The organism is Pseudomonas sp. TH32 (assembly GCF_016650855.1).
In the GTDB taxonomy this organism is placed as follows: domain Bacteria; phylum Pseudomonadota; class Gammaproteobacteria; order Pseudomonadales; family Pseudomonadaceae; genus Aquipseudomonas.
Window position 1 is genome coordinate 1,596,984 of the sequence record NZ_JAEKFA010000002.1, and the last position, 25,880, is coordinate 1,622,863.

Genomic DNA, 25,880 nt, shown 5'->3' on the forward strand with positions numbered 1-25,880 from the left:
TTTGTTCAGCTGTCTTTGTGGCGCTTCTTCACCAGCTTCATCACCACCACGAAGAACACCGGCACAAACACCACCGCCAGCGTCGCGGTAATCATCCCGCCGATCACCCCGGTGCCGATGGCCTGCTGGCTGGCCGAGCTGGCACCTGTGGCAATCGCCAAGGGCACCACGCCGAGGATAAACGCCAGGGACGTCATGATGATCGGCCGCAGACGCAGGCGTGCCGCCTTGAGCGTTGCATCGATCAGGTCTTCGCCCTGGTCATACAGGTCCTTGGCAAACTCGATGATCAGGATCGCGTTCTTCGCCGACAGGCCAATAATCGTAATCAGGCCGACCTTGAAGAACACGTCGTTGGGCATCCCGCGCAAACTCACGGCCAATACCGCACCGAGTACGCCAAGCGGCACCACCAGCAACACCGAGGTTGGAATCGACCAGCTCTCGTACAGCGCCGCCAGGCACAGGAACACGATCAACAGCGACAAGCCGAGCAACAGCGGCGCCTGGGAACCGGACAAGCGTTCCTGCAACGACAGGCCGGTCCACTCCTGGCCCAGGCCGGCGGGCAGTTGGCTGACCAGCCGCTGGATCTCCTCCATCGCCTCGCCGGTGCTGTGGCCGGGCGCCGACTCACCGGAAATCGCGATGGCCGGGTAACCGTTGTAGCGGGTCAACTGGGCCGGGCCCTGGATCCAGCGCGCTTCAACGAAGGCCGACAGCGGCACCATCTTCCCGGCGTTGTTGCGCACATGGATCTTCATCAGGTCGGCCACCTGGCTGCGCTGATCGCCTTCGGCCTGCACCACCACCCGCTGCATGCGGCCCTGGTTGGGGAAGTCATTGATATAGGCCGACCCGATGGCCGAGGACAGCACATTGCCGATGTCGGCAAAGGAAATGCCCAAGGCGTTGGCTTGCTTGCGGTCCACTTCCAGTTGCACCTGAGGCGCCTCGGCCAGGGCGCTTTCACGCACGTTGGCCAGGATCGGGCTTTTCTCGGCGGCGGCCAGCAGTTCGGTACGGGCTTCCATCAGTGCGGCATGGCCGACGCCGCCACGGTCTTGCAGGCGGAACTCGAAACCACTGGAGGTGCCCAGGCCGTCCACCGGCGGCGGCAGGATCGCATAGGCAATTGCGTCCTTCAGCTCGCTGAAGGCCGCGTTGGCCCGGTCTGCAATCGCGGCGGCGGAATCCTGGCTGCTGCGTTCAGACCAATCCTTGAGCGTGGTAAACGCCAGTGCGGCGTTCTGCCCGGAGCCGGAAAAGCTGAAGCCCATGATCATCGTGGTATCGCCCACACCGGGTTCGCCGGCGTTGTGCGCCTCGATCTGCTCGGCCACCTGCACCGTGCGGTTCTTGCTCGCACCCGGCGGCAACTGGATATCGGTGATGGTGTAACCCTGGTCTTCCACCGGCAGGAACGAGGAGGGCAGGCGGCTGAACAACACCCCCAGGCCGACCACCAGCACCAGGTAGATCAGCAGGTAGCGGCCGCTGCGCTTGAGGGCATACGCCACCCAGCCTTCATAGCGGTCGGTGAACTGCTCGAAGCGCCGGTTGAACCAGCCAAAGAACCCGCCTTTCTCATGGTGCTCGCCCTTGGCAATCGGCTTGAGCAAGGTGGCGCACAGCGCCGGAGTCAAGGTCAGGGCGAGGAACGCCGAGAACAGGATCGAGGTGGCCATCGACAGCGAGAACTGCTGGTAGATCACACCCACCGAACCCGGCATGAACGCCATCGGCAGGAACACCGCCACCAGCACCAGGGTGATGCCGACAATCGCCCCGGTGATCTGGCCCATGGCCTTTCGCGTGGCTTCCTTGGGCGACAGGCCCTCGGTGACCATGATCCGCTCGACGTTCTCCACCACCACAATCGCATCGTCCACCAGGATGCCGATGGCCAACACCATGCCGAACATGGTCAGCACGTTGATCGAGAAGCCCAGCAACAGCATGGTGGCGAAGGTGCCCATCAACGCGATCGGCACCACCAGCGTCGGGATCAGCGTGTAGCGGATGTTTTGCAGGAACAGGAACATCACCGCAAACACCAGCAACATCGCCTCGCCCAGGGTGTACACCACCTTGGTGATCGAGACCTTCACGAACGGCGAAGTGTCGTATGGGATCTTGTATTCGACGTTGGCCGGGAAGTAGCGCGCCAGTTCGTCCATCTTCGCCCGCACCAGGGTCGCGGTGCTCAAGGCGTTGGCGCCGGGTGACAGCTGCACGCTGACGGCGGTGGAGGGCTTGCCGTTCAGGCGGGTAGAGAACTGGTATTCCTGGCTACCGATTTCCACCCGTGCCACGTCACCGACGCGCACGGTAGAACCGTCCGGATTGGCCTTGAGCACGATGTCGGCGAATTCGGCCGGCGTCGAGAGCTGGCCTTTCACCAGAATCGAGGCGGTGATTTCCTGGGTCTTGGTGCCCGGCAAATCACCGATGCTGCCTGCCGACACCTGGGCGTTCTGCGCGGCGATGGCGGCATTGACGTCGGCCGGGGTCAGGTTGAAACCGATCAGCTTCTGCGGGTCGATCCAGATCCGCATCGCACGCTCGGCGCCGTATAGCTGGGCCTTGCCCACACCGTCCAGGCGCTTGAGTTCGTTCATCACGTTGCGCGCCAGGTAATCGCTGAGCGCCACGTCATCCAGCTTGCCGTCGCTGGAGGTCAGGGTCACCAGCAGCAGGAAGCCGGCGGAGACTTTCTCCACCTGCAAGCCTTGCTGCGTCACCGCCTGAGGCAGGCGCGGCTCCACCGCCTTGAGACGGTTTTGCACGTCCACCTGGGCCATCTCCGGGTCGGTGCCCGGCTGGAAGGTTGCAGTAATGGTGGCCGAACCGAGGCTGCTCTGGGACTCGAAATACAGCAAGTGATCGGCGCCGTTAAGCTCCTGCTCGATCAGGCTGACCACACTTTCGTCCAGGGTCTGCGCCGAGGCGCCCGGGTACACCGCGTAGATCTCGACTTTCGGCGGCGCGACGTTGGGGTATTGCGCCACGGGCAACTGCGGGATGGCGAGGGCGCCAGCCAGCAGGATAAACAGGGCGACCACCCAGGCGAATATCGGGCGGTCAATAAAGAACTGCGGCATTGTGAACTATCCCTTTGTTACTGGCCGGATGCCTGGGCGAGAGGCGCGGTGCTGTCGTCAACCTGGACTTTCTCGCCGGGGCGGGCGTGTTGCAGGCCTTCGACGACGATACGGTCACCGGCCTTGAGGCCGCGGGTCACGACCCAGCGGTCATTCACCACCGAACCCAATTCCACCGGTTGCTGGCTCACGGTTTGCTCGGCGTCCAGCAGCAACACCATGGGAATCCCGGCGCTGTCGCGGGTGATCGCCCGTTGCGGCACGCTGATGCCTTGCTGGTCGACGGCTTGCTCCAGGCGTACACGAATAAAGCTGCCGGGCAGCAGGTCGAGGTCCGGGTTGGGGAACTCGCTGCGCAAGATGATCTGCCCGGTGCCCGGGTCGACGCTGATCTCGGCGAACAGCAGCTTGCCCGGCAACGGGTACAGGCTGCCGTCATCCTGAATCAGCGTGGCCTTGGCCTGGTCCTGGCCGACCTGCTTCAAGTGCCCGGCGCGGAAGGCCCGGCGAAGGTCATTCAGCTCGCGGGTGGATTGGGTCAGGTCGGCGTGGATCGGGTCCAGTTGCTGGATCAGCGCCATCGGCGTGGCTTCGTTCTGCCCCACCAGTGCGCCTTCGGTCACCAGCGCGCGGCCGATGCGCCCGGAAATCGGCGCGGTGACGGTGGCATAACCCAGGTTCAGTTTGGCGCGCTGCACCGCGGCCTGGTTGGCGGCGACGTCGGCGGCGGTTTGCCGGGCGGCGGCGCGGGCGTTGTCGTATTCCTGGCCGCTGATGGCGTTGCCTTCCACCAATTGGCTGTAGCGCTGCTCTTGCAGGCGCGCCTGGAACGCATTGGCCTCGGCCTTGCGCAGGCTGGCCTGGGCGCTGTCGAGGTCGGCCTTGAACGGCGCCGGGTCAATCCGGAACAGCACATCGCCCTGTTTCACGTCGTGACCTTCCTTGAACACCCGCTGTAACACCACGCCGGCCACTCGGGCGCGCACTTCGGCGATGCGCGGCGCGGCAATCCGCCCGCTCAGCTCGCTGGTGATGGACAGGGGCTTGGCTTTCAGGGTTTCGATCCGCACCTTGGCCAAGGGTGCCTCGGCGGCTTCGTCCGCGGACTTGCCACACGCGCTCAGCGCCAGTGTCAGGGCCAACAGGCAAAACGGCGCAAACAGATTCTTCGACATGCTCATATCCCAATATTGACTGGCGCATCCTACGGGCGCCCCCGCCACAGTGCTGTGAAGCTCTGTAGGTGGTGTGTGAAGAAATGTAAGGTGCGGCCCACAGATGCACAGGGGCGTATATCCTTCATAACCGCCGAACCTTACACGATCTTCCAGACACCGAAGATCAAATGTGGGAACGGGCTTGCTCGCGAATGCGCTGTTTCAGTTGATACATCTGGTGGCTGACACACCGCATTCGCGAGCAAGCCCGCTCCCACATTGGATTTGTGTACGACTTAGAAATTGTATTATTTGGAAATACCATGCCCAACATTCTCCTGGTGGAAGACGACGCAGCGCTCTCCGAATTGATCGCCAGTTATCTGGAACGCAACGGCTATCACGTCAGTGTGCTCAGCCGAGGCGACCACGTGCGTGAGCGCGCGCGACTCAACCCGCCGGACCTGGTCATCCTCGACCTGATGCTGCCGGGCCTCGACGGCCTGCAAGTCTGCCGGTTGCTGCGGGCCGATTCGGCCACGCTGCCGATCCTGATGCTCACCGCTCGCGACGACAGCCACGACCAGGTGCTGGGCCTGGAAATGGGCGCCGACGATTACGTCACCAAACCCTGTGAGCCCCGGGTATTGCTGGCCCGCGTGCGCACCTTGCTACGGCGCAGCAGCCTCACCGAACCCCAGGTGGCCAACGACCAGATCCTGATGGGCAACCTGTGCATCGACCTGTCGGAGCGCACCGTGACCTGGCGCGACCAGGCGGTGGAGCTGTCCAGCGGTGAATACAACCTGCTGGTGGTGCTGGCCCGGCATGCCGGCGAAGTGCTCAGCCGCGACCAGATCCTGCAACGCCTGCGGGGCATCGAATTCAACGGTACCGACCGCTCGGTGGACGTGGCGATTTCCAAGCTGCGGCGCAAGTTCGACGACCACGCCGGTGAAGCGCGCAAGATCAAGACCGTGTGGGGCAAGGGCTACCTGTTCAGCCGTTCCGAGTGGGAATGCTGAGCCATGTTTCGCGTCCTGATTCGCCTGTACCTGATCACCATCGTCACCTTCGCCGCCGCGATCTACTTGGTGCCGCGGGCGGTGATCCAGCTGTTTGAACACCGTTACATGAGCTACAACATCGAGCAGTCCCGAGGCATGCAGAGCCTGATCGTCAAGGAGTACCAACGGGTGCCGATGGAGCAGTGGGCCAACGTCACCGTGCGCCTGGCGGCGGATTTCGCGCCGCTCAAGGTGCAACTGCTGCGCATCCAGGACGCCAGCTACACCCCGGAAGAACAGCGCCTGCTGAAAAAAGACCAGATGGTGATTCGCCTGGGCGAGTGGGGCTGGGCGGACGACGTCAGCTCGCCCCTGGACGACCAGTTGGTGGTCAAGGTCTCGGTACCGCCGGACCCGTTGGACATGAACCTGCTGTACTGGAGCATGAACGTGCTGATCGGCGCGGCGCTGCTGGCGTGTCTGCTGGTCTGGCTACGGCCCCACTGGCGCGACCTGGAACGCCTGAAAAGCACGGCGGCGCAACTCGGCCAGGGCAACCTTGCGGCCCGCACGAAGATTCCCTCCAGCTCCAACATCGGCAGCCTGGCTGCGGTGTTCGACACCATGGCCAATGACATCGAGCAACTGCTCAACCAGCAACGGGACTTGCTCAACGCGGTCTCCCATGAACTGCGCACGCCATTGACGCGCCTGGATTTCGGCCTGGCCCTGGCACTCTCCGACGACCTGCCGGCCGCCAGCCGCGAACGCCTGCAAGGCCTGGTGGCACACATTCGTGAACTGGATGAACTGGTGCTGGAGCTGCTGTCCTACAGCCGCCTGCAAAACCCGGCACAGACGCCGGAGCGGGTGGAAGTGGTGCTGGATGAGTTTATCGACAGCATCCTCGGCAGCGTCGACGATGAACTGGAAAACCCCGATATCGTCATGGATGTGGTGCTCGACTGCGCCGTGGAGCGCTTCACCCTGGACCCGCGCCTGACCGCCCGGGCCCTGCAAAACCTGCTGCGCAACGCCATGCGGTATTGCGAGCGACGAATTCAGGTGGGGGTGAAGGTGTGCCCCAAGGGCTGCGAGATTTGGGTGGACGATGACGGCATCGGCATTCCGGTTGACCAGCGGGAGCGGATTTTCGAGCCGTTCTACCGGCTGGATCGCAGCCGTGACCGGGCCACCGGCGGTTTTGGCCTGGGACTGGCCATCAGCCGCCGGGCGCTTGAAGCCCAGGGCGGAACATTGACGGCCCAGGGCTCGCCATTGGGCGGCGCACGGTTCCGGCTGTGGCTGCCGAGCTGAAGGACACCACAAAACCATTGTGGGAGCTGGCTTGCCTGCGATAGCGGTGGGTCAGCTTGCATCTTTGTTGACTGATACACCGCCATCGCAGGCAAGCCAGCTCCCACATTTGATCTTCACTGTTCTTCAGTCCTGTTTTTGGCCGATGCACAGCCTTACCCGCCGTCACACACCCTTGATATAGTTCGGCCCTTATCCCAGCTGCCAGTCAAGGATCACTGCCATGTCCGAATACCAAGCCTTTGTCGTCGAACTCAGCGGCAACGTCGCCCATGTGCAGCTCAACCGCCCGGAAAAGATCAACGCCATGAACGCGGCGTTCTGGACCGAGATCATCGACATCTTCCAGTGGGTCGAAGACACCGACGCCGTACGCGCGGTGGTCATCAGCGGCGCCGGCAAGCATTTCTCCTCCGGCATCGACCTGATGATGCTGGCCTCGGTGGCCAATGAATTCGGCAAGGACGTAGGCCGCAACGCGCGCCTGCTGCGGCGCAAGATCCTCGAACTGCAAGCCTCGTTCAACGCCGTCGACAACTGCCGCAAGCCGGTACTCGCGGCGATCCACGGTTACTGCATCGGCGGTGCCATCGACCTGATCAGCGCCTGTGACATGCGTTATGCCGCCGAAGATGCGCAATTCTCCATCAAGGAAATCGACATCGGCATGGCCGCCGACGTCGGCACCCTGCAACGCCTGCCGCGCATCGTCGGCGACGGCATGCTCCGTGAGCTGGCCTACACCGGCCGCCAGTTCGGCGCAGAAGAGGCGCGCAGCATCGGCCTGGTGAATCGGGTGTACAGCGATCACGAGAGCCTGCTGGCCGGCGTGATGGAGATCGCTCGGGAAATCGCCGCCAAATCCCCGATCGCGGTCACCGGCACCAAGGCGATGATCAGCTACATGCGTGACCACAGCATCAATGATGGTCTGGAATACGTTGCCACCTGGAACTCAGCTATGTTGCAATCCAACGACCTGCGCGTGGCCATCGCGGCCCATATGAGCAAGCAGAAACCCGAATTCGTGGATTGACTGAACATGACCCCAGGCTGGATTACCACAACGCTGCTGGACAACGACGCCCCGGGCGGCTGGGCCGTGGCCCGCAGCCGCGAAGGCTTTTTGCACGACCAGAACGGCCCGCTGTTCCCCCGGGAATGGCTCAAGCGCCAGGACCTGTCGGTGTTTGCCGAGCATGGCATCGGCCATCTGGACGGCGAACCGGTGTACCTGCTGGAACTCAACAGCCCCGCCGATGTGCCGGGCTGCGGCTGGCAGGGCCTGCGGGCGTTCATGCTGCAAGGCGACCACACCCTGTACAAAGTGCTGGGCTATGCCGCGCAAATCGGCACATGGGCCCGGGAACACCGGTTTTGCGGCAGTTGCGGCCAGGCGATGGTGCAGGTGCCACGGGAGCGGGCGATGTTCTGCCAGGCCTGTGACCTGCGCAGCTACCCGCGTATCTCGCCGAGCATGATCGTGCTGGTGACCCGTGGCGACGAGATCCTGCTGGCCCGTTCGCCGCGCTTTGTCACGGGGGTCTACAGCACCCTGGCAGGGTTTGCCGAACCGGGTGAGTCGGCCGAAGACTGCCTGATTCGCGAGGTGCGTGAAGAAGTGCAGGTGGAGGTCAAGAACATCCAGTACATGGGCAGCCAGTGCTGGCCGTTCCCGCACTCGATGATGCTGGGCTTTCACGCCGAGTACGCCGGTGGCGATATCGTGCCCCAGGCCGACGAGATCGAAGACGCGCAGTGGTTCAACATCCATGAGCTGCCGCCGTTGCCGGCGTCCCGCTCGATTGCGCGCTACCTGATCGACCTCTACCTGGCCCGTCGTTTAGGCCACGCTGAACCAGTGCTGCCAGGCTAGGCGCACCGTCAGGCCAAGCACCACGGTGATGAACACCGGGCGAATGAACTTGGCGCCGCCGCTGATTGCGCTGCGTGCGCCAAAGAATGCACCGCACATCACCGACACGCCCATGCACAGGCCGACAATCCAGTCCACCGAACCATTGAAGATGAACACCGTCAGCGCCGCCGCGTTGCTGACGAAGTTCATGCTGCGCGCCACGCCGCTGGCTTTTACCAGGTCGATGGGGTGCAGCAGCATGGTACTCACGGTCCAGAACGCCCCGGTGCCCGGGCCGGCCACGCCGTCGTAGAAGCCCAGGCCAAAGCCCTGGGTGGATTGCCATTTCTTCTTGATCGGCGCGTCGTTATCCAGCGCCGCCTTGGGCGTGCCGCCGAACAGCAAATACAAACCGCAGCCGAACACAATCACCGGGAGCATCTTGTTCAGGGTTTCGGCGGGCAGGTAATGGGCGACGACTGCGCCGGTGAGTGCGCCGATCAGCGTGCCGACGATGGCATGCACCCACTGGCGTGGATGGAACAGCTTGCGGCGATAGAAGGTAAAGCTGGCGGTGGCCGAGCCGAAGGTGGAACTGAGTTTGTTGGTGCCCAGCACCAGGTGGGGCGGCATGCCGGCGGTCAGCAGGGCAGGCGTGGTCAGCAGGCCGCCACCGCCGGCGATGGCGTCGATGAAACCGGCGATGAAGGCAACAACGGCGAGGATCGCCAGGGTGGTGAGGTCAACGCTGAGTTCGAAGGGCATGGGCAAGACTTAGTCGGCAAGGCGCAGAAAGGGCTGCGCGAAAGGCCGGTATCTTACCCATAACCCTGGGTCGAGGCGATCCAAATGTAGGAGCGGGTTTGCTTGATTATTTGTGTGTCCCGACCCACTCCAGGACCGTACGCCAGATGCATATTCCCAGAAAGTACGCCGACATCAGCGACCACAACCCAAATGTCCACGGGTTGGTATTCGGGTAATCCACCACCATCAAAAAGCTGCACAGCAACCAGATGGTGGTTACGGCGATATTGATCGGCATGAAACGCTTCACCCGGAACGGGTGCAGGAACTTCATCGGCGTCACGGTCAGCAACGCCAGGCCGATCACAGTGAGCAAGGTGACCCAGGCTTCCGGCTGGATAATATAGACGCACAGCGCCACCACGTTCCACGCGGCGGGGAAGCCGACGAAGTAGTTGTCCTTGCTCTTCATGTTCACGTTGCAGAAACAGAACAGCGACGACACCAGAATCACCGACACCGTAAACAGGTGGGTAAAGTCCGGCAGATCGATATAGCGATAGATGAACAGTGCCGGAATGAACACGTAGGTGAGGTAATCGATCACCAGGTCCAGCACCGAACCGTCAAAGCTTGGCAATACCGTGCTGACATTCACCCGTCGCGCCAGTGAGCCGTCGACACCATCCACCACCAGCGCCAGGCCCAGCCACAGCAGGCAGGCCTTGGGTGAGTTTTCCAGCAGTGCCAGAGTGGCCAGGAAGGCCAGCACCACGCCGGTGGCGGTAAAACCATGGGCGCCCCAGGCCTTGAGACGGGCTACATGCAGGGTCGATATCACAGGGGCGTTCTCCAAATGGTGAAACAGGGCAGCCGACGGGGTAACACCGTCGAATCTGGCCAGAGTGTGCAAGTATCGACCGGGAAGGGTGGGATAAGGTTCACCACCCGGCGTAGGTTAAGCGTAGCAAGCGTAAGACGTTTCGGCATCAGCCTTGACGGAACACCAGAGCCTTTAATCCGCTTTGAGGATCAATATCGGGAAATTCCGGCGGGTTTTCCAGCCGCCGGTCAAAGCGCAGGCCAGGCGCTTCGCGGGTTACGCCGTCGATCAGGAAGTCTTCGCCGAAGGCCGGGTCATTCATGCACGCCAGCACCGTGCCCTGTGCCGTGAGCAGATCCGGCAGGCGGCGCAGCACTCGCTGGTAGTCCTTGGTCAGCAGGAAGCTGCCTTTCTGGAAGGAAGGCGGGTCGATGATCACCAGGTCATACGGGCCGCTATGGGTGACTTTGGCCCAGGACTTGAACAGGTCGTGGCCGAGGAAGGTCACCTGGCTCAGGTCATGGCCATTCAGGCGGTGATTGTCGCGGCCACGGCTCAAGGCACCCCGGGCCATGTCCAGGTTCACCACGTGCTCGGCGCCGCCTTCGATGGCGGCGACGGAGAACCCGCAGGTGTAGGCAAACAGGTTCAGTACGCGCTGGCCTTGAGCCTGTTCGCGTACCCAGTTGCGGCCGTAGCGCATGTCGAGGAACAGCCCGCTGTTCTGCTTTTTGCCCAGGTCGATCAGGTAGCGCAGGCCGCCTTCGGTGATGGTCAGTTCGTCGACCGCCTCGCCCAACAGCCATTCGGTGGTGCTTTGCGGCAGGTAGCGGTGTTGCAGCGCCACGGTATGGGCGCCATATGACGACCAATCGAACTGCACCAGCATCTGTTTTAACGCCTCAAGTCCCGAAGCTTCGGGTTCCTTGAACAGCGAGACCAGCACCACACCTTGCAGCCAGTCCACCGTCAGCTGTTCCAGGCCCGGCCAGCAGCGGCCACGCCCGTGAAACAGGCGCCGGGTCTCCGTGGGAACGGTATGCAGGGCGGTCAGCAAATGGGCGTGCAGGGTAGCGAGTGCGTCTGGGTTCATCGGGCAACGTCGGTCATTGAGCGGGCGGCATTTTAAACACAATTGCGGGCTGTCCGGGAGTTGAAGCACAACGTGCTCTGAATCTGTCGATTGGCAGTGATTTGTGCTCAAAACAGCGCGCGCGGCCGCTTACAACAGTCAAAAAATCCCCTGGCACCGACATAAACTGGAAAAAAGCCCGGAGGTGCCCATGAACGGTTTCGCGAGTGCAGTGAGTCAGACAGCGATGGACCAGGAAGAACTGGCCGAATGGCGCGATGCCCTGGCCTCCCTGGTGGCCAACGCCGGCGCGGCGCGGGCCCGGGAGATCCTCGACATGCTGGCGGATGCCGGCGGCGCGCCGCACATCGCCTGGAAACCCCGGCATGGCACGCCTTACATCAATAGCATCGCCGTGGACCAGCAACCGCCGTTTCCCGGCGACCTGGCCACCGAAGAACGCCTGGCCTCTGTGGTGCGCTGGAACGCCCTGGCCATGGTGGTGCGCGCCAACCAGGCCTACGGCGAACTGGGTGGGCATATCGCCAGCTACGCCAGCGCGGCGGATTTGTTTGAAGTGGGCTTCAACCACTTTTTCCGCGCCCGCAGCGACAGTTTTGGCGGCGACCTGGTGTTCTACCAGCCACACTCCGCCCCCGGCATCTATGCCCGAGCCTTCCTTGAGGGCCGTCTGAGCGAGGCCGACCTGGCCCACTATCGCCAGGAAATCGGCGCCGGCAAGGCGGGCGCCCGGGGCCTCTCCAGCTATCCGCACCCGTGGTTGATGCCGGACTTCTGGCAGTTTCCCACCGGCTCCATGGGCATTGGCCCCATCAGCTCGATTTTCCAGGCGCGGTTCATGCGCTACTTGCAGCACCGTGGCTTGCAGGACACCACGGACCGCCACGTCTGGGGCGTGTTCGGCGACGGCGAGATGGACGAGCCGGAAAGCATGTCGGCCCTGACCCTGGCCGCCCGCGAAGGCCTGGACAACCTGACCTGGGTGGTCAACTGCAACCTGCAACGCCTCGACGGCCCGGTGCGCGGCAACGGGCGCATCATCGACGAGCTGGAAGCCTTGTTCGCCGGCGCCGGCTGGAACGTGATCAAGCTGGTGTGGGGCTCGGACTGGGACGCCTTGCTGGCCAAGGATACCGACGGCGAACTGGCCCGCACCCTGTCGCAGACGGTGGACGGGCAATTCCAGACCTTCGCCGCCAAGGACGGTGCCTATAACCGTGAACATTTCTTCGGCCAAAGCGAGGCGCTGTCCAAGTTGGTCGAAGGCATGAGCGACGAGCAGATCGACCGCCTCAAGCGCGGCGGCCATGACATGGTCAAGATCCATGCGGCCTATCACGCTGCACGCCGGGTCAGCGGCAAGCCCACGGTGATCCTGGCCCAGACCAAAAAGGGTTTTGGCATGGGCGAGGCCGGGCAGGGCAAGATGACCACTCACCAGCAGAAGAAGCTCGACCGCGAGGCTTTGATCGCCTTCCGCAATCGCTTCCAATTGCCGCTGACGGATGAGCAGACCGAGTCCCTGAGTTTCTACAAACCGGCGCCAGACAGCCTCGAAATGCGTTACCTGCACCAGCGCCGCGCCGACCTCGGCGGGTATGTCCCGAGCCGTGGCCAGCAGGCGCCCGCCGTCAGCGTGCCGCCGGTGTCGGGCTACGGTGCGTTTGCCACCCAGGCGGACGGCAAGGAAATGTCCACCACCATGGCCTTTGTGCGCATGCTCACCAATCTGCTCAAGGACAAGGCCCTCGGCCCACGCATCGTGCCCATCGTCGCCGACGAGGCGCGCACGTTTGGCATGGCCAACCTGTTCAAGCAGATCGGTATCTATTCCAGCGTGGGCCAGCGCTACGAGCCGGAAGACATTGGTTCGATCCTCAGCTACCGCGAGGCCACCGACGGGCAGATCCTGGAAGAAGGCATCAGCGAAGCCAGCGCCATCAGCTCCTGGGTGGCGGCGGCCACCAGTTATTCGGTGCATGGCCTGCGGATGCTGCCGTTCTACATCTACTACTCGATGTTCGGTTTCCAGCGTGTCGGCGACCTGATCTGGGCCGCTGCCGACCAGCGCGCCCGTGGCTTCCTGCTGGGCGCGACGGCCGGGCGCACCACCCTCGGTGGCGAAGGCTTGCAGCACCAGGACGGCAGCAGCCACCTGATGGCCGCCACCGTACCCAACTGCCGCGCCTACGACCCGGCGTTTGCCGGCGAGTTTGCGGTCATCCTCGACCATGGCATGCGCCAGATGCTGGAGCACGACGTCGACGAGTTCTACTACGTGACCCTGATGAACGAAAACTACCCGCAGCCGAGCCTGCCGGAAGGCGTCGACGCGGCGATCATCAAAGGCCTGTACCGGCTGAGCGGGCAGCCCGACGGCAAGGTGCGCTTGCTCGGTGCCGGCACGCTGGTGCGTGAAGCCCAGGCGGCGGCGCAGTTGCTGGCAGACGATTGGAAGGTTGAAGCTGAGGTGTTCAGTGTCACCAGCTTCAGCGAACTGGCCCGGGACGCACGCGAGGTGGAACGCTGGAATCGCCTGCATCCGCAGCAGCCGGCGCGGCGCAGCCACCTGGCGGAGTGCTTGCCCAAGGGCGCGCCGGTGGTGGCGGTCTCTGACTATGTGCGGGCGGTGCCGCAGATGATTGGGTCATACGTGGATTCGGCTTATACCGTGCTGGGTACGGATGGTTTTGGCCGTAGCGACACCCGGGCGGCGTTGCGGGATTTCTTTGAGGTGGATCGCTATCACGTCGTGCTGGCGGCGCTGACGGCGTTGGTGGAGCAGGGGAGTCTGGACAGGCAGGTTTGCCAAGAGGCGATAGAGCGTTATGGGGTGCAGACCGATCGCGAGCCGTCCTGGACCTTCTGAGCGACAAAGATCTAAATGTGGGAGCGGGCTTGCTGTGGTGAGGGGGCTTGTCCCCCGTCGGGTTCACCACAGATTGATGGGGCTGCTTCGCAGCCCAACGCGGGGCAAGCCCGCTCGCCACAGCAAGCCCGCTCCCACACTGGTTCCGTGTGGTTGCCTAAATACTGGCTATCAACGGCGCCCCAAAAGACTCCCGCAGAAACCCCGGTGCGATATACCGCTCGTAATGCGCCTCGGACAACAGGAAAAACTCCCGATCAATCGCATCCCGCAAATCCGCCAGATTGCGCTCGCGAAACTCCGGCAGCAGCGCCAAGCCATACGCATCCAACTTGGAAATCACCCGCGCGCCCCGGGCGATCAACTGATAGGCCCAGCAATACGGCGACTGGTGGGGCACAAACCGGATCTTGCGGTCTTCCAGTTGCTGGCGCAGGCGTTGCGGGTCCAGCACCTGCAGCTTGCTGGTCATCACCTGCACCAGCAGTTGTTCCAGGCGCAGCCACACCGCCTGTTTCTCCTCGGCGTTGTAGCCATTCCACTGAATCACCTCATGGTGATAGCGCTTGCAGCCCCGGCACACCAGGTCTCCGTAAACGGTGGAGCACAGGCCGACGCAGGGTGTCTTGATGGTTTGATTGGGCATAAAAAAACATCGACAGGTGAAACAACACGGCCCCCGAAGGGGCCGCTTTAAATCAATCCCAGCTCAGCGCGCCGCCAGTCTGGTACTCGATCACACGGGTCTCGAAGAAGTTCTTCTCTTTCTTCAAGTCCATGATCTCGCTCATCCACGGGAACGGGTTGGTCGTCCCTGGATACTCTTCCTTCAACCCAATCTGCGACAGACGACGGTTCGCGATGAACTTGAGGTAGTCCTCCATCATCGCCGCGTTCATGCCGAGTACACCGCGTGGCATGGTGTCACGCGCGTATTCAATCTCCAGCTGAGTCCCTTGCAGGATCATCTGGGTCGCTTCTTCCTTCATCTCGGCATCCCACAGGTGCGGGTTTTCGATTTTGATCTGGTTGATCACATCGATACCGAAGTTCAGGTGCATCGACTCATCCCGCAGGATGTACTGGAACTGCTCGGCCACGCCGGTCATTTTGTTGCGACGGCCCATGGACAAAATCTGGGTGAAGCCGCAGTAGAAGAAGATGCCTTCCAGTACGCAGTAGTACGCGACCAGGTTACGCAGCAGCTCTTTATCAGTCTCGACGGTACCGGTTTCGAACTTCGGATCGGAGATCGAGCGGGTGTACTTCAAGCCCCAGGCGGCCTTTTTGGCGACCGATGGAATCTCGTGGTACATGTTGAAGATCTCGCCTTCATCCATGGCCAGGGATTCGATGCAGTACTGGTAGGCGTGGGTGTGGATCGCTTCTTCGAAGGCCTGGCGCAGGATGTACTGGCGGCACTCCGGGTTGGTGATCAGGCGGTACACGGCCAGGACCAGGTTGTTCGCGACCAACGAATCCGCAGTGGAGAAGAAGCCGAGGTTGCGCATGACGATGCGACGTTCGTCGTCGGTCAGGCCTTCGGGGTTTTTCCACAGGGCGATGTCGGCGGTCATGTTGACCTCTTGCGGCATCCAGTGGTTGGCGCAGCCGTCGAGGTATTTCTGCCAGGCCCAGTCGTACTTGAACGGCACGAGTTGGTTGAGGTCGGCGCGGCAGTTGATCATGCGCTTTTCGTCTACGGCGACGCGGGCGGCAGAGCCTTCGAGCTCGGCGAGGCCTTCGGCGACGTCGAGTTTGTCGAGGGCGGCCTTGGCGCGGATGATCGCGGCGGAGTCGCTGGCGGTCACGTTGCGGGCTTCAAGGGCGGCGGCAGCGCCGGCGCCGTCGAGGCGGTCCATGTTGGCTTCGGTGGCGTGGCCGGCGTTGGCGCCTCGTATGACTACGTCACCGGTGTCTGGTTGATCTGCTTCATCCCAACTCAGCATTGAATTGCTCCTTCCTGGTCCGTTTGACGGCGTGACCGCGTTCAAAAATGTGCGTTTTGCAGGCTTCAAGGCATTGAAATACTGCGCATAGTGTGGTCGAGATACTGCGTTACTGCACACTATGTAGTGGTTGTCTGTGTTTGTGGGCACACTATATGGTGTGTGTTAACGATGGTCAACGCGTAGGACGGGTCTGATGGTCGCAGGGCCATGACCAAAACTCACACCCCCATGACTTTTAATGGTTACGGCCGCCGCCTGCGCCAGTGCTAAAAAATCGCCAACCAGCTCCCCATAACAAAAAAGAGCGTTTGCGAAATGAAAGCACTTGATCTGTACATCGGCGAAGGCTTCGAAGGCCCAGGCGTCAATGCTGCCCACATCAACATCCTCATCGGCCCGCGCAACGGCCCGGCCGGCCAGGCGTTCGCCACCAGCCTGGCATCCCCAAGCCAGGGCCATTGCCCGTTCATGGTGATTGCCCAGCCGAACATCCCGGTCAAACCCATGACCCTCTACGTCAACAAGGCCGCCATTGGCAGCGACCTGCACGGCAATGCCACCTGGGGTGCGTCCCAGGCCGGGATCGCCAAGGCGGTGCTCGAAGCCTTGCTCGACGGCACCCTGCCGCCGGAAGCCGAAGACGAGTGGGCCATCGTCACCGCGAACTGGGTCAACCCGGCCTGCGATGACCTGGATGCGGTCTACCTCAACAACTACAACGCCTGCCGCACGGCGATCCGCGCCGCCCTGACCGGCCTGCCGCACACCGCGCAACTGGCGGACGTGGTCAACCACATCAGCAACCCTTTCTACACGCCAAAAGCCTGAGGACATCCCCATGCAATACATTCGTTTGGGCAACTCTGGCCTGCAAGTCTCCCGCCTGTGCCTGGGCACCATGAACATGGGCACCCCGGACTGGAAGCCGTGGATCTTCGATGAGAAACAAAGCGAACCCATCGTCGCCCACGCCCTGGCCAACGGCGTCAACTTCATTGACCTGGCCGACTTCTACTCCGCAGGCGTCGGCGAGGAAGTGGTGGGGCGCATCCTCAAGCGCGTTGCGCGCCGTGAAGACATAGTGGTCACCACCAAGGTCGGCTATGGCACCCGCAGCGGCATCAACGCCAGCGGCCATTCACGCAAACACATCATGGACAGCATCGATGCGTCCCTGAGCCGCCTGGGCATGGATTACGTCGACGTGTTCATGCTGCATTACTTCGACGTGAACACCCCGGTGGAAGAAACCATGGGCGCCCTCAACGACATCGTGCGTTCCGGCAAGGCCCGCTACATCGGCGTGTCCACCATGCTCACCGGGCAACTGGCAAAAATCCTCATGGCCTGCGAGCGCAATGGCTGGGTCAAACCGATCAACATGCAGCTGCAACTGAACTGCGCCTACCGCGAAGAAGAGCGCGAGATGATCCCGTTCTGCCGCGACCAGGGCCTGGGCGTCTCGGTGTTCAGCCCGCTGGCCCGTGGCCTGCTCACCGGTGAAGTGCAGTCGACCCGCAACCAGACCGACTTCTTCACCCAACAGATGTACAGCGACCAGGCGTCCTTCGACATCGCCCACTCAGTGCAACGTGTGGCCCGTGCCCGTGGCGTGTCGAATGCGCAGGTCGCCCAGGCGTGGGTCGCCCGTCACCCGGGTGTGGACGTGATGCTGGTGGGCGCCGACACCACCGAACAGTTTGACAGCGCGCTCGCCGCCCTCGACACCCAACTCGACGCCGAAGAACTGCATGAGCTGGAACGCAACTACACACCGTGCGACGTGATCAACGACTACACCGCCGGCAAACGCATCCTGCGCAGCGCCCGTCCGGGCCTGGACCGCTTTAACCTGATAGAGGCCGTGGCATGAACCCGCTGATTCGCACAGGCAATTTCATCGATGGCCAATGGTCCAGCGGTGGGCCGGTTTACCCGGTGCTCAACCCGGCCAATGGCGCACAGATCGCCGAAGTACAACGCGCCGGTGCTGAAGAAACCAACCTGGCCATTGCCGCCGCCAACCGTGCGTTGCCGGCCTGGCGCAAACTCACCGCCAAGGAACGCAGCCAGCGCCTCAAGCGCTGGAGCGACTTGATGCTGAGCAACCAGAAGGACCTGGCGCACCTGCTCAGCCTGGAGCAGGGCAAGCCGCTGGCCGAAGCCATGGGCGAAGTGGTCTACGCGGCGAGCTTCCTGGAGTGGTTCGCCGAAGAAGCCAAGCGTGCCTATGGCGACGTGATCCCGAGCCACAAGGCCGATGCGCGGATCATCGTGACCAAGGAAGCCATCGGCGTGGTCGCGGCGATCACCCCGTGGAACTTCCCGCTGGCCATGGTCACCCGCAAGGTTGGCCCGGCGCTGGCGGCGGGGTGCACGATGATCCTCAAACCGTCGGAAGAAACCCCGTTGTCGGCCTTCGCCCTGGCGGTGTTGGCGGAGCAGGCCGGAATTCCCGCCGGCGTGTTCAACATCGTGTCCGGCGATGCCGTGGCCATCGGCGGCGCGTTGCAAGCCTCCAGCGTGGTACGCAAGCTGTCGTTCACCGGCTCCACCCGCACCGGCAAACTGCTGATGCGCCAGGCTGCGGACACGTTGAAAAAGGTCTCCCTGGAACTGGGGGCAACGCGCCCTTTATCGTGTTCGACGATGCCGACCTGGACGCCGCCGTCAAAGGCGCCATGGCCTCCAAGTTCCGCAACACCGGCCAGACTTGCGTCTGCGTCAACCGCTTCTTTATCCAGGACGGTGTGTACGACGCGTTCACCCGCAAACTGGCTGAAGCGGTCTCTGCGATGCGCGTCGGCAGTGCCCTGGACGGCGAAACCGAACAAGGCCCGCTGATCAACGCTGCCGCGTTGGCCAAGGTTGAAGCCCACGTCGGCGACGCCCTGGAGAAAGGCGCCAAGCTGCTGTGCGGCGGCCGTCGACACGCCTTGGGCGGCACGTTCTTTGAACCGACCATCCTCACCGAAGCCCACGGCGAAATGCTGATCGCCCAGGAAGAAACCTTCGGCCCGGTGGCGGCCTGCTTCCGCTTCACCGATGAAGCCGAAGTGCTGCAGCAGGCCAATGACACGCCGTTCGGTTTGTCTGCCTACTTCTATAGCCGCGACATCGGCCGGGTATGGCGCATGGCCGAAGGCCTGGAAGCGGGCATGGTAGGGATCAACGAAGGGATCATCTCCACTGAAGTCGCACCCTTTGGCGGGATCAAGGAATCGGGCCTGGGTCGAGAAGGTTCCAGGTACGGGCTGGAGGATTACCTGGAGATCAAATACCTGTTGATGGGCGGTCTCTAAATACGGTCAACCAAACAACACAAATCCCTGTGGGAGCTGGCTTGCCTGCGATAGCGGTCTGTCAGCGTCCCATGATCAACCTGACCCACCGCTATCGCAGGCAAGCCAGCTCCCACAAAAAAAGCCCACACACCATTACCCTCGGCTTGCCCGCTGTTACTCCGTCAAAAACAAAAATATGGAGAACACCATGTCCACTCAATCCATCAAAATCGACGACCTGCCCATCGGTCGCTTCCACCTTAAAATCGCCGGCCTGACCTTCGGCGCACACTTCACCGATGGCTATATCCTTGGCTTGATCGGCATCGCCTTCACCTTGCTCAGCCCCCAGATGCAGCTGGACGCCTTCTGGCAAGGCCTGATCGGCGCCTCGGCCCTGATCGGGTTGTTTTTGGGCAGCCTGTTTTTCGGCTGGATCTCCGACACCCTCGGCCGGCAGAAAATCTTCCTGGTCAGCTTCGTCCTGATTACCGTCGCCTCGGTGATGCAGTTCTATGCCGAAACCGCCATGGGCCTGTTCCTCTGTCGGGTGCTGATCGGCATCGGCCTGGGCGGCGATTTCAGCGTCGGCCACGCCATGCTCGCCGAGTTCTCGCCGAAGAAACATCGTGGCGTGCTGCTCGGCTCGTTCAGCGTGGTGTGGACCGTCGGCTACGTGGCCGCCACCTTCGTTGGCACTGCCATGCTCAGCCTCGGTGATGACGCCTGGCGCTGGATGCTGGCGTCGTCGGCGATTCCCGCCGGGCTGATTCTGATCGCCCGCATCGGCACCCCGAATCGCCGCGCTGGCTGGTCAATCAAGGCCGGATTGCCGAGGCTCGTGCCATCGTCAAAAAGCACCTCGGCGAACATGTGGTACTCGACGAAGAACCCTCGACGCAAACCCGCTCGGGCTACGGCGTGCTGTTCAGCCGCGAATACCGCAAGCGCACCGCGTTCAATTGCCTGTTCTTCGTGTGCATCGTGATGCCGTACTTCGCGATCTACACCTTCCTGCCGTCGATCCTGCAGAAAATGGGCCTGGCCGAAGGCTTTGGTACGGAACTGATGCTCAACCTGCTGCTGATCATCGGCGCCCTGATCGGCATCTGGTGCACCGTGAAATTCTCCCGGCGCGGGTTCCTGATCAACTCGTTCATCATCCTTGCGGCGGCGCTGTTCCTGCTGGCGGTGTTGCCGGGCAGCATGGCGTGGCTGATGGTGCTGACGTTTGGAGTATTCACCCTGGTGCTGTCGGCGGTGAGCAACCTGGTGGGCGTCTTCCCGGCGGAGAGCTTTCCGACTGAAGTGCGGGGCAGCGGGATTGGCCTGGCCACGGCCGTCAGCCGCCTGGGTTCGGCGGTGAGTACCTTCCTGCTGCCGGTGAGCGTGGCCGGGATCGGCCTGAGCCCGACCATGGGCATCCTCGCCGCAATCCTGGTGTTGGGCGCCATCATCTCCTGGGCCTGGGCGCCGGAGACCAAGGCGTTGACGTTGAGCCAGGCGTGCAAGGCGCAGAGTCCCGTGGAGGAAAACCTGTCTGTGAAGGGGAGAGTTAAGGTTGTAGCGCCGATATGAAACCGGCGGTTAATAATCGTCGTGGTCTCGTCTATGAAGGGCGGCATGAAGGGCGTACCTTACACGCCAAATTTCATTAGCCTGCCATTGAGTGGAGTCAAGTCATGGACGAGATCACTTATCGAATCAATGCCAACAACGATGTAACGATGATGATCGATAGGTTCATGGAGCCTAAAAATCGTTATCAGAGTTCATGGAAACCGGATTACAGGGAAACAGTAGATAAGGTGAAGGCCGCGATTAACGAAGGCCGTGTGAGCGATATTGTCGATAGGATCTGGCTTACTCCGAACAATGGCGTATGTAATATCGGGCAGGGTGGATTGGGAGCGGAGTCCGTCAACGTTTTACGTGATGAATTCAAGGCGTTGACGCTTGAGATCGCAGCCGACGGCAGTCCTGAGAAGTATCAGCAGGTTCTGCTTAGACTAACGAAATGGCGCGATGACAAGCTAACTAAAAAGCTCCCTAGGCTGTTGATAGGTCGCGCGTTCGCGACCCTCCATCCAGAGCTTTATCACACGCTGGTTGCACCTCATATGCAGGACAAGGTTTCTCAATGGCTGTCTGAGAACACTGGGTTTTCTGCGCCGGAGGGCAATTGGGCTCATAAGGCTCAAGCGTTGACAAAGCATCTAGGCTCGTTAGCAATCTTCAGCGATAAAATCCTGGAACGTAATATGTTCCCCTGGTTTGTGTTCGAGCAGTTATGCAATAAAAAACAAGAAGTTCCATTCAAGGCCGGGCATACAAAACGGCCTGATGAAGCCTATTACGACTTATCCGCTGCTCAGAGGAAAGTGTGGTTACGGCACAACAAGCTACAAACCGAGTTGTTTCGGATGTTGGATCACGAGTTTAAAGGGCTTGTGGGAACCGAGCAGTCATCGGGTTCCGGCGGTTATGCCGATGCGCTGGTCCGCTTCAGTGACAATCGGTGCTTTTTGTACGAGATCAAAGTGGCGTCGACCGCGGCCCGAGCGGTTAGAGATGCGCTCGGGCAATTGCTTGAATACGCGTATCGCCCAAAGGGGCTTGAACCGGAAAAGATGTTCATTGTCGCCGAGCCCGAACTCGATCCGGGCACTAACCAATTTATTCAGCGATTGAACACTGAGTTCGGATTGAAGCTTCAGTACATGCGAGTCACATTGCCTGATGACGGCACGTTCAGGGATTACTCACCCGGTTCAACCACTGCGTAAACAAGCGCACCTTGGATAACCCCTGCTTGTCACTCGCCACATCCAGCCAATAGCCATACGGGCCGATCACCTCCACCGGGGTGATCGGCAACAGGCTGCCATTCGCCAGTTCGCGCTCGATCATCTGCCGGTCGATCACCGCCAGCCCACCGCCTGCCAGGGCGGTGTGGATCACCTGGTCCAGGGTGCTGAATTCCAGGCCCTGGTCCGCATCGATATCCTCACGGCCCATGGCCGCCAGCCAGTTTTCCCAGACCTTCAAGCGCTTGCCGTCGTGCAGGATGTGCAGCAGCGGAAAGCGCCGCAGGTCAGGCGGCTGGCCGTCGCTGAACAGTTCCGGGCTGGCGACGGCGATGTGGCGCTCCATCACCAACAACTCACTGCTGCAATGAGGCGCCGGTTCCAGGCCGAAGCGGATCTGGCAGTCGATTTCCGCGAGGCTCGCGTGGTTGTTCTGGTGGGTGACGCTGAGGTTGATGTCCGGGTAGCGTTCGCAAAATCGGCGCAGGTGGGCGGACAGCCAGCGGGTGGCCCAGGTCGGCGGGGCGACGATGCGCAGGCGCTGGCGCAGGTTGGGCACGCGCACGGCCTGCAAGGCGCGTTCGATATGGTCGAAGGCGTCGCTCAGGTGCGGGGAAAGGGCGAAGCCGGCTTCGGTCAGGGACAGGCCCTGGGGCGTGCGGATGAAGAGGGCGACGCCGAGGTAGTCTTCCAGTTGTTTGATCTGGCGGCTGACGGCGCCCTGGGTGACGTTGAGGCCCACCGCCGCCTGGCTGAAGCTGCGGTGGCGGGCGACTTCTTCGAAGACCCGGAGCATGTTGAGGGCGGGCAGTTGGCGCATGAAAGGGATTCCACACCTGTTGTTTTTATAGTGTTGGTACTGACGCTATCGCAGGCAAGCCAGCTCCCACATTTTGACCGCGGCGCCGATCAAATGTGGGAGCTGGCTTGCCTGCGATGAGGCCAGTTAAAGCGCTACAGAGCTTAAGTCAGAAGTAGTACCCAATGTTCATATACAACTGATTCTCCCACTGGTTACTCCCCCCAGCCCCCAGACTCTCGGTATAGCTGCTCCCACCAATATACGGATCGTTCTTGCCGATCAACCACTCTGTCGCTACCCACAATTTGCTGACGGAAAACGACGTACCCAGGATCACCCGTTGCGAGGTCTTGAACTGATCCTCGGACTTGTCAAACGCACTGTAGTTGGCATACAGCTTCACGCCGCTGATCTGGTCAAACAGGTACTTGCCGCCCACGTCATAGCTCAGGTCTGCCACATACAAATTGCCCCGGCTGGCCACGTTGAACGTGCCGTCATAACCGCCCAGCGTCACCACGCTGTCGGTGCCCGGGTTACGCGGTGACATCTGCTGCCGTGCCGCCTGCAATTGCACGCCCCACGGTCCGTTCTTGCCCAGGTAGTGGATGGCCACCGCGTTGCGCCGGCCATCGTTGTTGGTGTCTTTGTTTTCCAGGGTGGAGGTCAGGCCGGACAGCCCGACTTCCGACTTCCAGTTACCCAGGTCCATGGCCTTGGCCACCCGTACCACCACGGTGTTGCGTTCCTGGTTGTTGCTGCCGTCGCCCACGTAGCTGTCGGCTTCGGAGATTACGCTGGAATAGGTCACGCCCTTGCTCGTACCTTTGCCTTGCCACGCCGGGCGCAGGTAGTAACCGGCCTGGATGTTCCAGTCGCCGCTCTGCTGGATGTACTTGGCGCCGACCTGCTGCACATCTTCCAGGCCGATGACGTTGCCGAGGGTTTCGTAGAAGGTGCTGCCGAAGTACGGCTGCAGGCCAAACGGCACGGTGTTCAGGCCCACCTGCACCTGCTGGTCGGGGTTGAACTTGTAGCCGACCCACGCGAACTTGGCGAACTGGATATCGCCGTAGTTCTTGGTGTACTGGTACGGGTAGGAGCGCCCGTAGAACCGGTACTGCGCCTCGCCGATCCAGGTGTCGGAGTTGTACTTGGCGCTGAGGAACGCGGTGTCGAGGCCGAACTTCTGGATGCCGCGATCCGGGTCGTAGTCCCAACGGGCGCGCACGGCGCCACCGAGGTCCAGGTTGTCGGTGACTTGAATGGCCATGGCCGGTGCCGCAAGGGCGCCGAGTACAGGGACCAGAGCGATGTATTGAAGGGTTGGTCGCATGGTTTTGCTCTCGTTATTGGTTATTTTTTGGCAACAGCAGCCCCTTGCCGCAACGAACGCTGCGACGCGGGGTAAAGGGTTGACTCACTGGGCCTGGGGGCGAATCAGCCGCAGCGGCGGGCCGGCGGCGGGCAGCTCCGAGGCGCCGGGGGCGGCGGCCAGCAAGGTCTGGGTGTAGGTGTTTTGCGGCCGCAGCAGTACCTGTTCGGCGGTGCCGTACTCCACGACTTCGCCCTGGCGCATCACCGCGATGTAGTCGCTGATCTGCGCCGCCACCCGCAGGTCGTGGGTGATAAACAGGATGCTCAGGTTCAGCCGCTGCTGCAGTTCGGCCAACAGTTCCAGCACCTGTTTTTGCACCGACACATCCAGGGCCGACACGCTCTCATCGGCGATCAACACTTCCGGGCGCATCGCCAGGGCGCGGGCGATGCCGATACGCTGGCGCTGGCCGCCGGAGAACTGCCGGGGCTTGCGTTTGAGGGCGTCGCGCTTGAGGCCCACCTGTTCCAGCAGGTCACCGGCTTCGGCCCACGCATCCTTGGCCGACAAGCCGCGCAGTTGGGCTGCACGGGCGATGATGTCGCCCACCCTGTGCCGGGGATTGAGGGAACCGTAGGGGTCCTGGAAAATCATCTGGATACGCCGCCGATTGGCCGCCAGCGCCGAGCCGCGCAGGGCCAGGAAATCGGTGTCGCCAACCCACACATGGCCGCTGTCGCTGTCCACCAGGCGGATCGCGGCTTTGACCAAGGTGCTTTTGCCCGAGCCCGACTCACCGACAATCGCCAGGGTCTTGCCCCGTGGCAGTTGCAGCGAGACGTTGCGCAACGCGGCCACCGAGCTGCCGCCGACGGTGTAGGTCTTGGTCAGGTGCTCGATGCGCAGTGCCATCTCGCCGTCGGCACTCGGCGTGTGCAACTCCGGATGCAGCGCCGGCACGGCGGCGATCAGCTTGCGGGTGTAGGCGTGGGCCGGGGCATTCAGCACCTGGTCGCGCTCGCCGATTTCCACCAGCCGCCCGCCTTCCATCACCGCGATACGGTCGGCGATCTGCGCGACCACGCCGAAGTCATGGGTGATAAACAGAATGCCGTGCTGCCCGCGACCGCGCAGCTCACGCACCAGTTTCAGCACCTGAGCCTGAGTGGTCACGTCCAGGGCGGTGGTGGGTTCGTCGGCGATCAGCAAATCCGGGTTCATCGCCAGCGCCATGGCAATCACCACCCGCTGGCATTGGCCACCCGACAACTGGTGGGGAAAGCTGTTGGCGATGCGCGGCGGGTCCGGCAGCTGGGTCGATTCGAGCAACGCCAGCATGCGCTCGCGGCGTTCGGCTGCCGGCATCTGCGGTGCGTGAATGTCGAAGATCTCTTCCACTTGCTTGCCGATGCGGATCGCCGGGTTCAGCGCGGCCATGGGCTCCTGGAAAATCATCGCGATGCGGTTGCCCCGCAACTGGCGCAACCGTTCCTCATCGAGGGTGCAAATATCATCGCCGAGAAAGTCGATCACGCCTTCGGTATGCCGCAACCCCTTGGCGTAGTCGCCCATGATTGCCGCCGACAGCACCGATTTACCGGAGCCGGACTCACCGATCACGCAGAGGATTTCGCCCTTGCGCACCTCCAGGCTGATGCCTTGCACCGCATGGCTGCGGTCGGCGCCGGCGGGCAGTTCGATGGACAGGTTCTCTACCCGCAGCACTTGTGTGTGGTTCATGC

18 protein-coding genes and 2 pseudogenes are annotated in these 25,880 nt (G+C 62.1%); 10 read left to right on the plus strand and 10 right to left on the minus strand.

The features are described 5' to 3' along the window. Nucleotides 1-5: 5 nt before the first annotated feature. On the minus strand, nt 6-3,104 hold the full coding sequence (locus JFV30_RS10940) for an efflux RND transporter permease subunit (protein WP_010165570.1): 3,099 nt from the start codon (nt 3,102-3,104) through the stop codon (nt 6-8). Nucleotides 3,105-3,121: 17 nt separating this feature from the next. After that, a complete protein-coding gene (locus JFV30_RS10945; RefSeq protein WP_201123622.1) occupies nt 3,122-4,279 on the minus strand; it encodes an efflux RND transporter periplasmic adaptor subunit in 1,158 nt (385 codons plus the stop codon). Nucleotides 4,280-4,584: 305 nt separating this feature from the next. On the opposite strand from JFV30_RS10945, the gene JFV30_RS10950 reads away from it, so the two are divergent. The 4 genes from JFV30_RS10950 (at nt 4,585) to nudC (ending at nt 8,461) form a co-directional block, all read left to right on the plus strand. After that, on the plus strand, nt 4,585-5,286 hold the full coding sequence (locus JFV30_RS10950; protein WP_010165572.1) for a response regulator transcription factor: 702 nt from the start codon (nt 4,585-4,587) through the stop codon (nt 5,284-5,286). A gap of 3 nt (nt 5,287-5,289) precedes the next feature. After that, the gene (locus JFV30_RS10955; protein ID WP_201123625.1) at nt 5,290-6,585 is read left to right on the plus strand and encodes an ATP-binding protein; all 1,296 of its coding nucleotides are present in this window, start codon (nt 5,290-5,292) and stop codon (nt 6,583-6,585) included. A gap of 223 nt (nt 6,586-6,808) precedes the next feature. After that, a complete protein-coding gene (locus JFV30_RS10960; RefSeq protein WP_201123626.1) occupies nt 6,809-7,621 on the plus strand; it encodes a crotonase/enoyl-CoA hydratase family protein in 813 nt (270 codons plus the stop codon). Nucleotides 7,622-7,627: 6 nt separating this feature from the next. Continuing rightward, nucleotides 7,628-8,461 carry an NAD(+) diphosphatase gene (gene nudC, locus JFV30_RS10965; protein ID WP_008430294.1) on the plus strand — a complete coding sequence of 278 codons (834 nt, stop codon included), beginning with the start codon at nt 7,628-7,630 and terminating at the stop codon, nt 8,459-8,461. Here the strand turns inward: nudC and JFV30_RS10970 are convergent. From JFV30_RS10970 to JFV30_RS10980, 3 genes are all read right to left on the minus strand, one after another. Beyond that, a complete protein-coding gene (locus JFV30_RS10970) occupies nt 8,429-9,208 on the minus strand; it encodes a TSUP family transporter (RefSeq protein ID WP_169388171.1) in 780 nt (259 codons plus the stop codon). The two genes, nudC and JFV30_RS10970, sit on opposite strands and share 33 nt — an antisense overlap. Before the next feature lie 106 nt (nt 9,209-9,314). Beyond that, entirely contained in the window at nt 9,315-10,031 is a 717-nt protein-coding gene (gene pcsA, locus JFV30_RS10975; protein ID WP_201123628.1) for a phosphatidylcholine synthase, read from the minus strand. 148 nt (nt 10,032-10,179) lie between these two features. Next, entirely contained in the window at nt 10,180-11,106 is a 927-nt protein-coding gene (locus JFV30_RS10980; protein ID WP_201123630.1) for a class I SAM-dependent methyltransferase, read from the minus strand. A gap of 190 nt (nt 11,107-11,296) precedes the next feature. Here JFV30_RS10980 and mdeB point away from each other — a divergent pair, with 190 nt between their 5' ends. Further along, nucleotides 11,297-13,975, plus strand: coding sequence for an alpha-ketoglutarate dehydrogenase (mdeB, locus tag JFV30_RS10985; RefSeq protein ID WP_201123632.1), 2,679 nt, complete (start codon nt 11,297-11,299; stop codon nt 13,973-13,975). A 157-nt stretch (nt 13,976-14,132) separates the two neighbouring features. Here the strand turns inward: mdeB and JFV30_RS10990 are convergent, their stop codons facing one another. Together JFV30_RS10990 and JFV30_RS10995 are read right to left on the minus strand one after the other, a co-directional pair. Further along, complete coding sequence (locus JFV30_RS10990; protein ID WP_003208512.1) at nt 14,133-14,621, minus strand: DUF1289 domain-containing protein; 489 nt, start codon at nt 14,619-14,621, stop codon at nt 14,133-14,135. 52 nt (nt 14,622-14,673) lie between these two features. Further along, nucleotides 14,674-15,924 carry a ribonucleotide-diphosphate reductase subunit beta gene (locus JFV30_RS10995; RefSeq protein WP_008432895.1) on the minus strand — a complete coding sequence of 417 codons (1,251 nt, stop codon included), beginning with the start codon at nt 15,922-15,924 and terminating at the stop codon, nt 14,674-14,676. A gap of 318 nt (nt 15,925-16,242) precedes the next feature. Here JFV30_RS10995 and fae point away from each other — a divergent pair, with 318 nt between their 5' ends. The 5 genes and pseudogenes from fae (at nt 16,243) to JFV30_RS11020 (ending at nt 21,997) form a co-directional block, all read left to right on the plus strand. Beyond that, nucleotides 16,243-16,755: a formaldehyde-activating enzyme gene (gene fae / locus JFV30_RS11000; RefSeq protein WP_017477398.1), complete on the plus strand. Its 513-nt coding sequence runs from the start codon at nt 16,243-16,245 to the stop codon at nt 16,753-16,755. A gap of 10 nt (nt 16,756-16,765) precedes the next feature. After that, nucleotides 16,766-17,800: an aldo/keto reductase gene (locus JFV30_RS11005; RefSeq protein WP_201123633.1), complete on the plus strand. Its 1,035-nt coding sequence runs from the start codon at nt 16,766-16,768 to the stop codon at nt 17,798-17,800. Beyond that, nucleotides 17,797-19,229 (plus strand): annotated as a pseudogene (locus tag JFV30_RS11010) (NAD-dependent succinate-semialdehyde dehydrogenase). The gene JFV30_RS11005 and the pseudogene JFV30_RS11010 overlap by 4 nt, the downstream one beginning before the upstream one ends. 190 nt (nt 19,230-19,419) lie before the next feature. Beyond that, a pseudogene (locus JFV30_RS11015) lies at nt 19,420-20,789 on the plus strand (MFS transporter). Between the two features lie 104 nt (nt 20,790-20,893). Further along, nucleotides 20,894-21,997 carry a hypothetical protein gene (locus tag JFV30_RS11020; RefSeq protein ID WP_201123635.1) on the plus strand — a complete coding sequence of 368 codons (1,104 nt, stop codon included), beginning with the start codon at nt 20,894-20,896 and terminating at the stop codon, nt 21,995-21,997. Here the strand turns inward: JFV30_RS11020 and JFV30_RS11025 are convergent. From JFV30_RS11025 to JFV30_RS11035, 3 genes are all read right to left on the minus strand, one after another. Continuing rightward, nucleotides 21,963-22,838: a LysR substrate-binding domain-containing protein gene (locus tag JFV30_RS11025; RefSeq protein ID WP_201123637.1), complete on the minus strand. Its 876-nt coding sequence runs from the start codon at nt 22,836-22,838 to the stop codon at nt 21,963-21,965. The genes JFV30_RS11020 and JFV30_RS11025 overlap by 35 nt on opposite strands. A gap of 148 nt (nt 22,839-22,986) precedes the next feature. Further along, nucleotides 22,987-24,156, minus strand: a complete 1,170-nt coding sequence (locus JFV30_RS11030) for a hypothetical protein (protein ID WP_201123640.1) — start codon at nt 24,154-24,156, stop codon at nt 22,987-22,989. Nucleotides 24,157-24,240: 84 nt separating this feature from the next. After that, entirely contained in the window at nt 24,241-25,878 is a 1,638-nt protein-coding gene (locus JFV30_RS11035; RefSeq protein WP_201123642.1) for a dipeptide ABC transporter ATP-binding protein, read from the minus strand. Between the last annotated feature and the right edge of the window lie 2 nt (nt 25,879-25,880).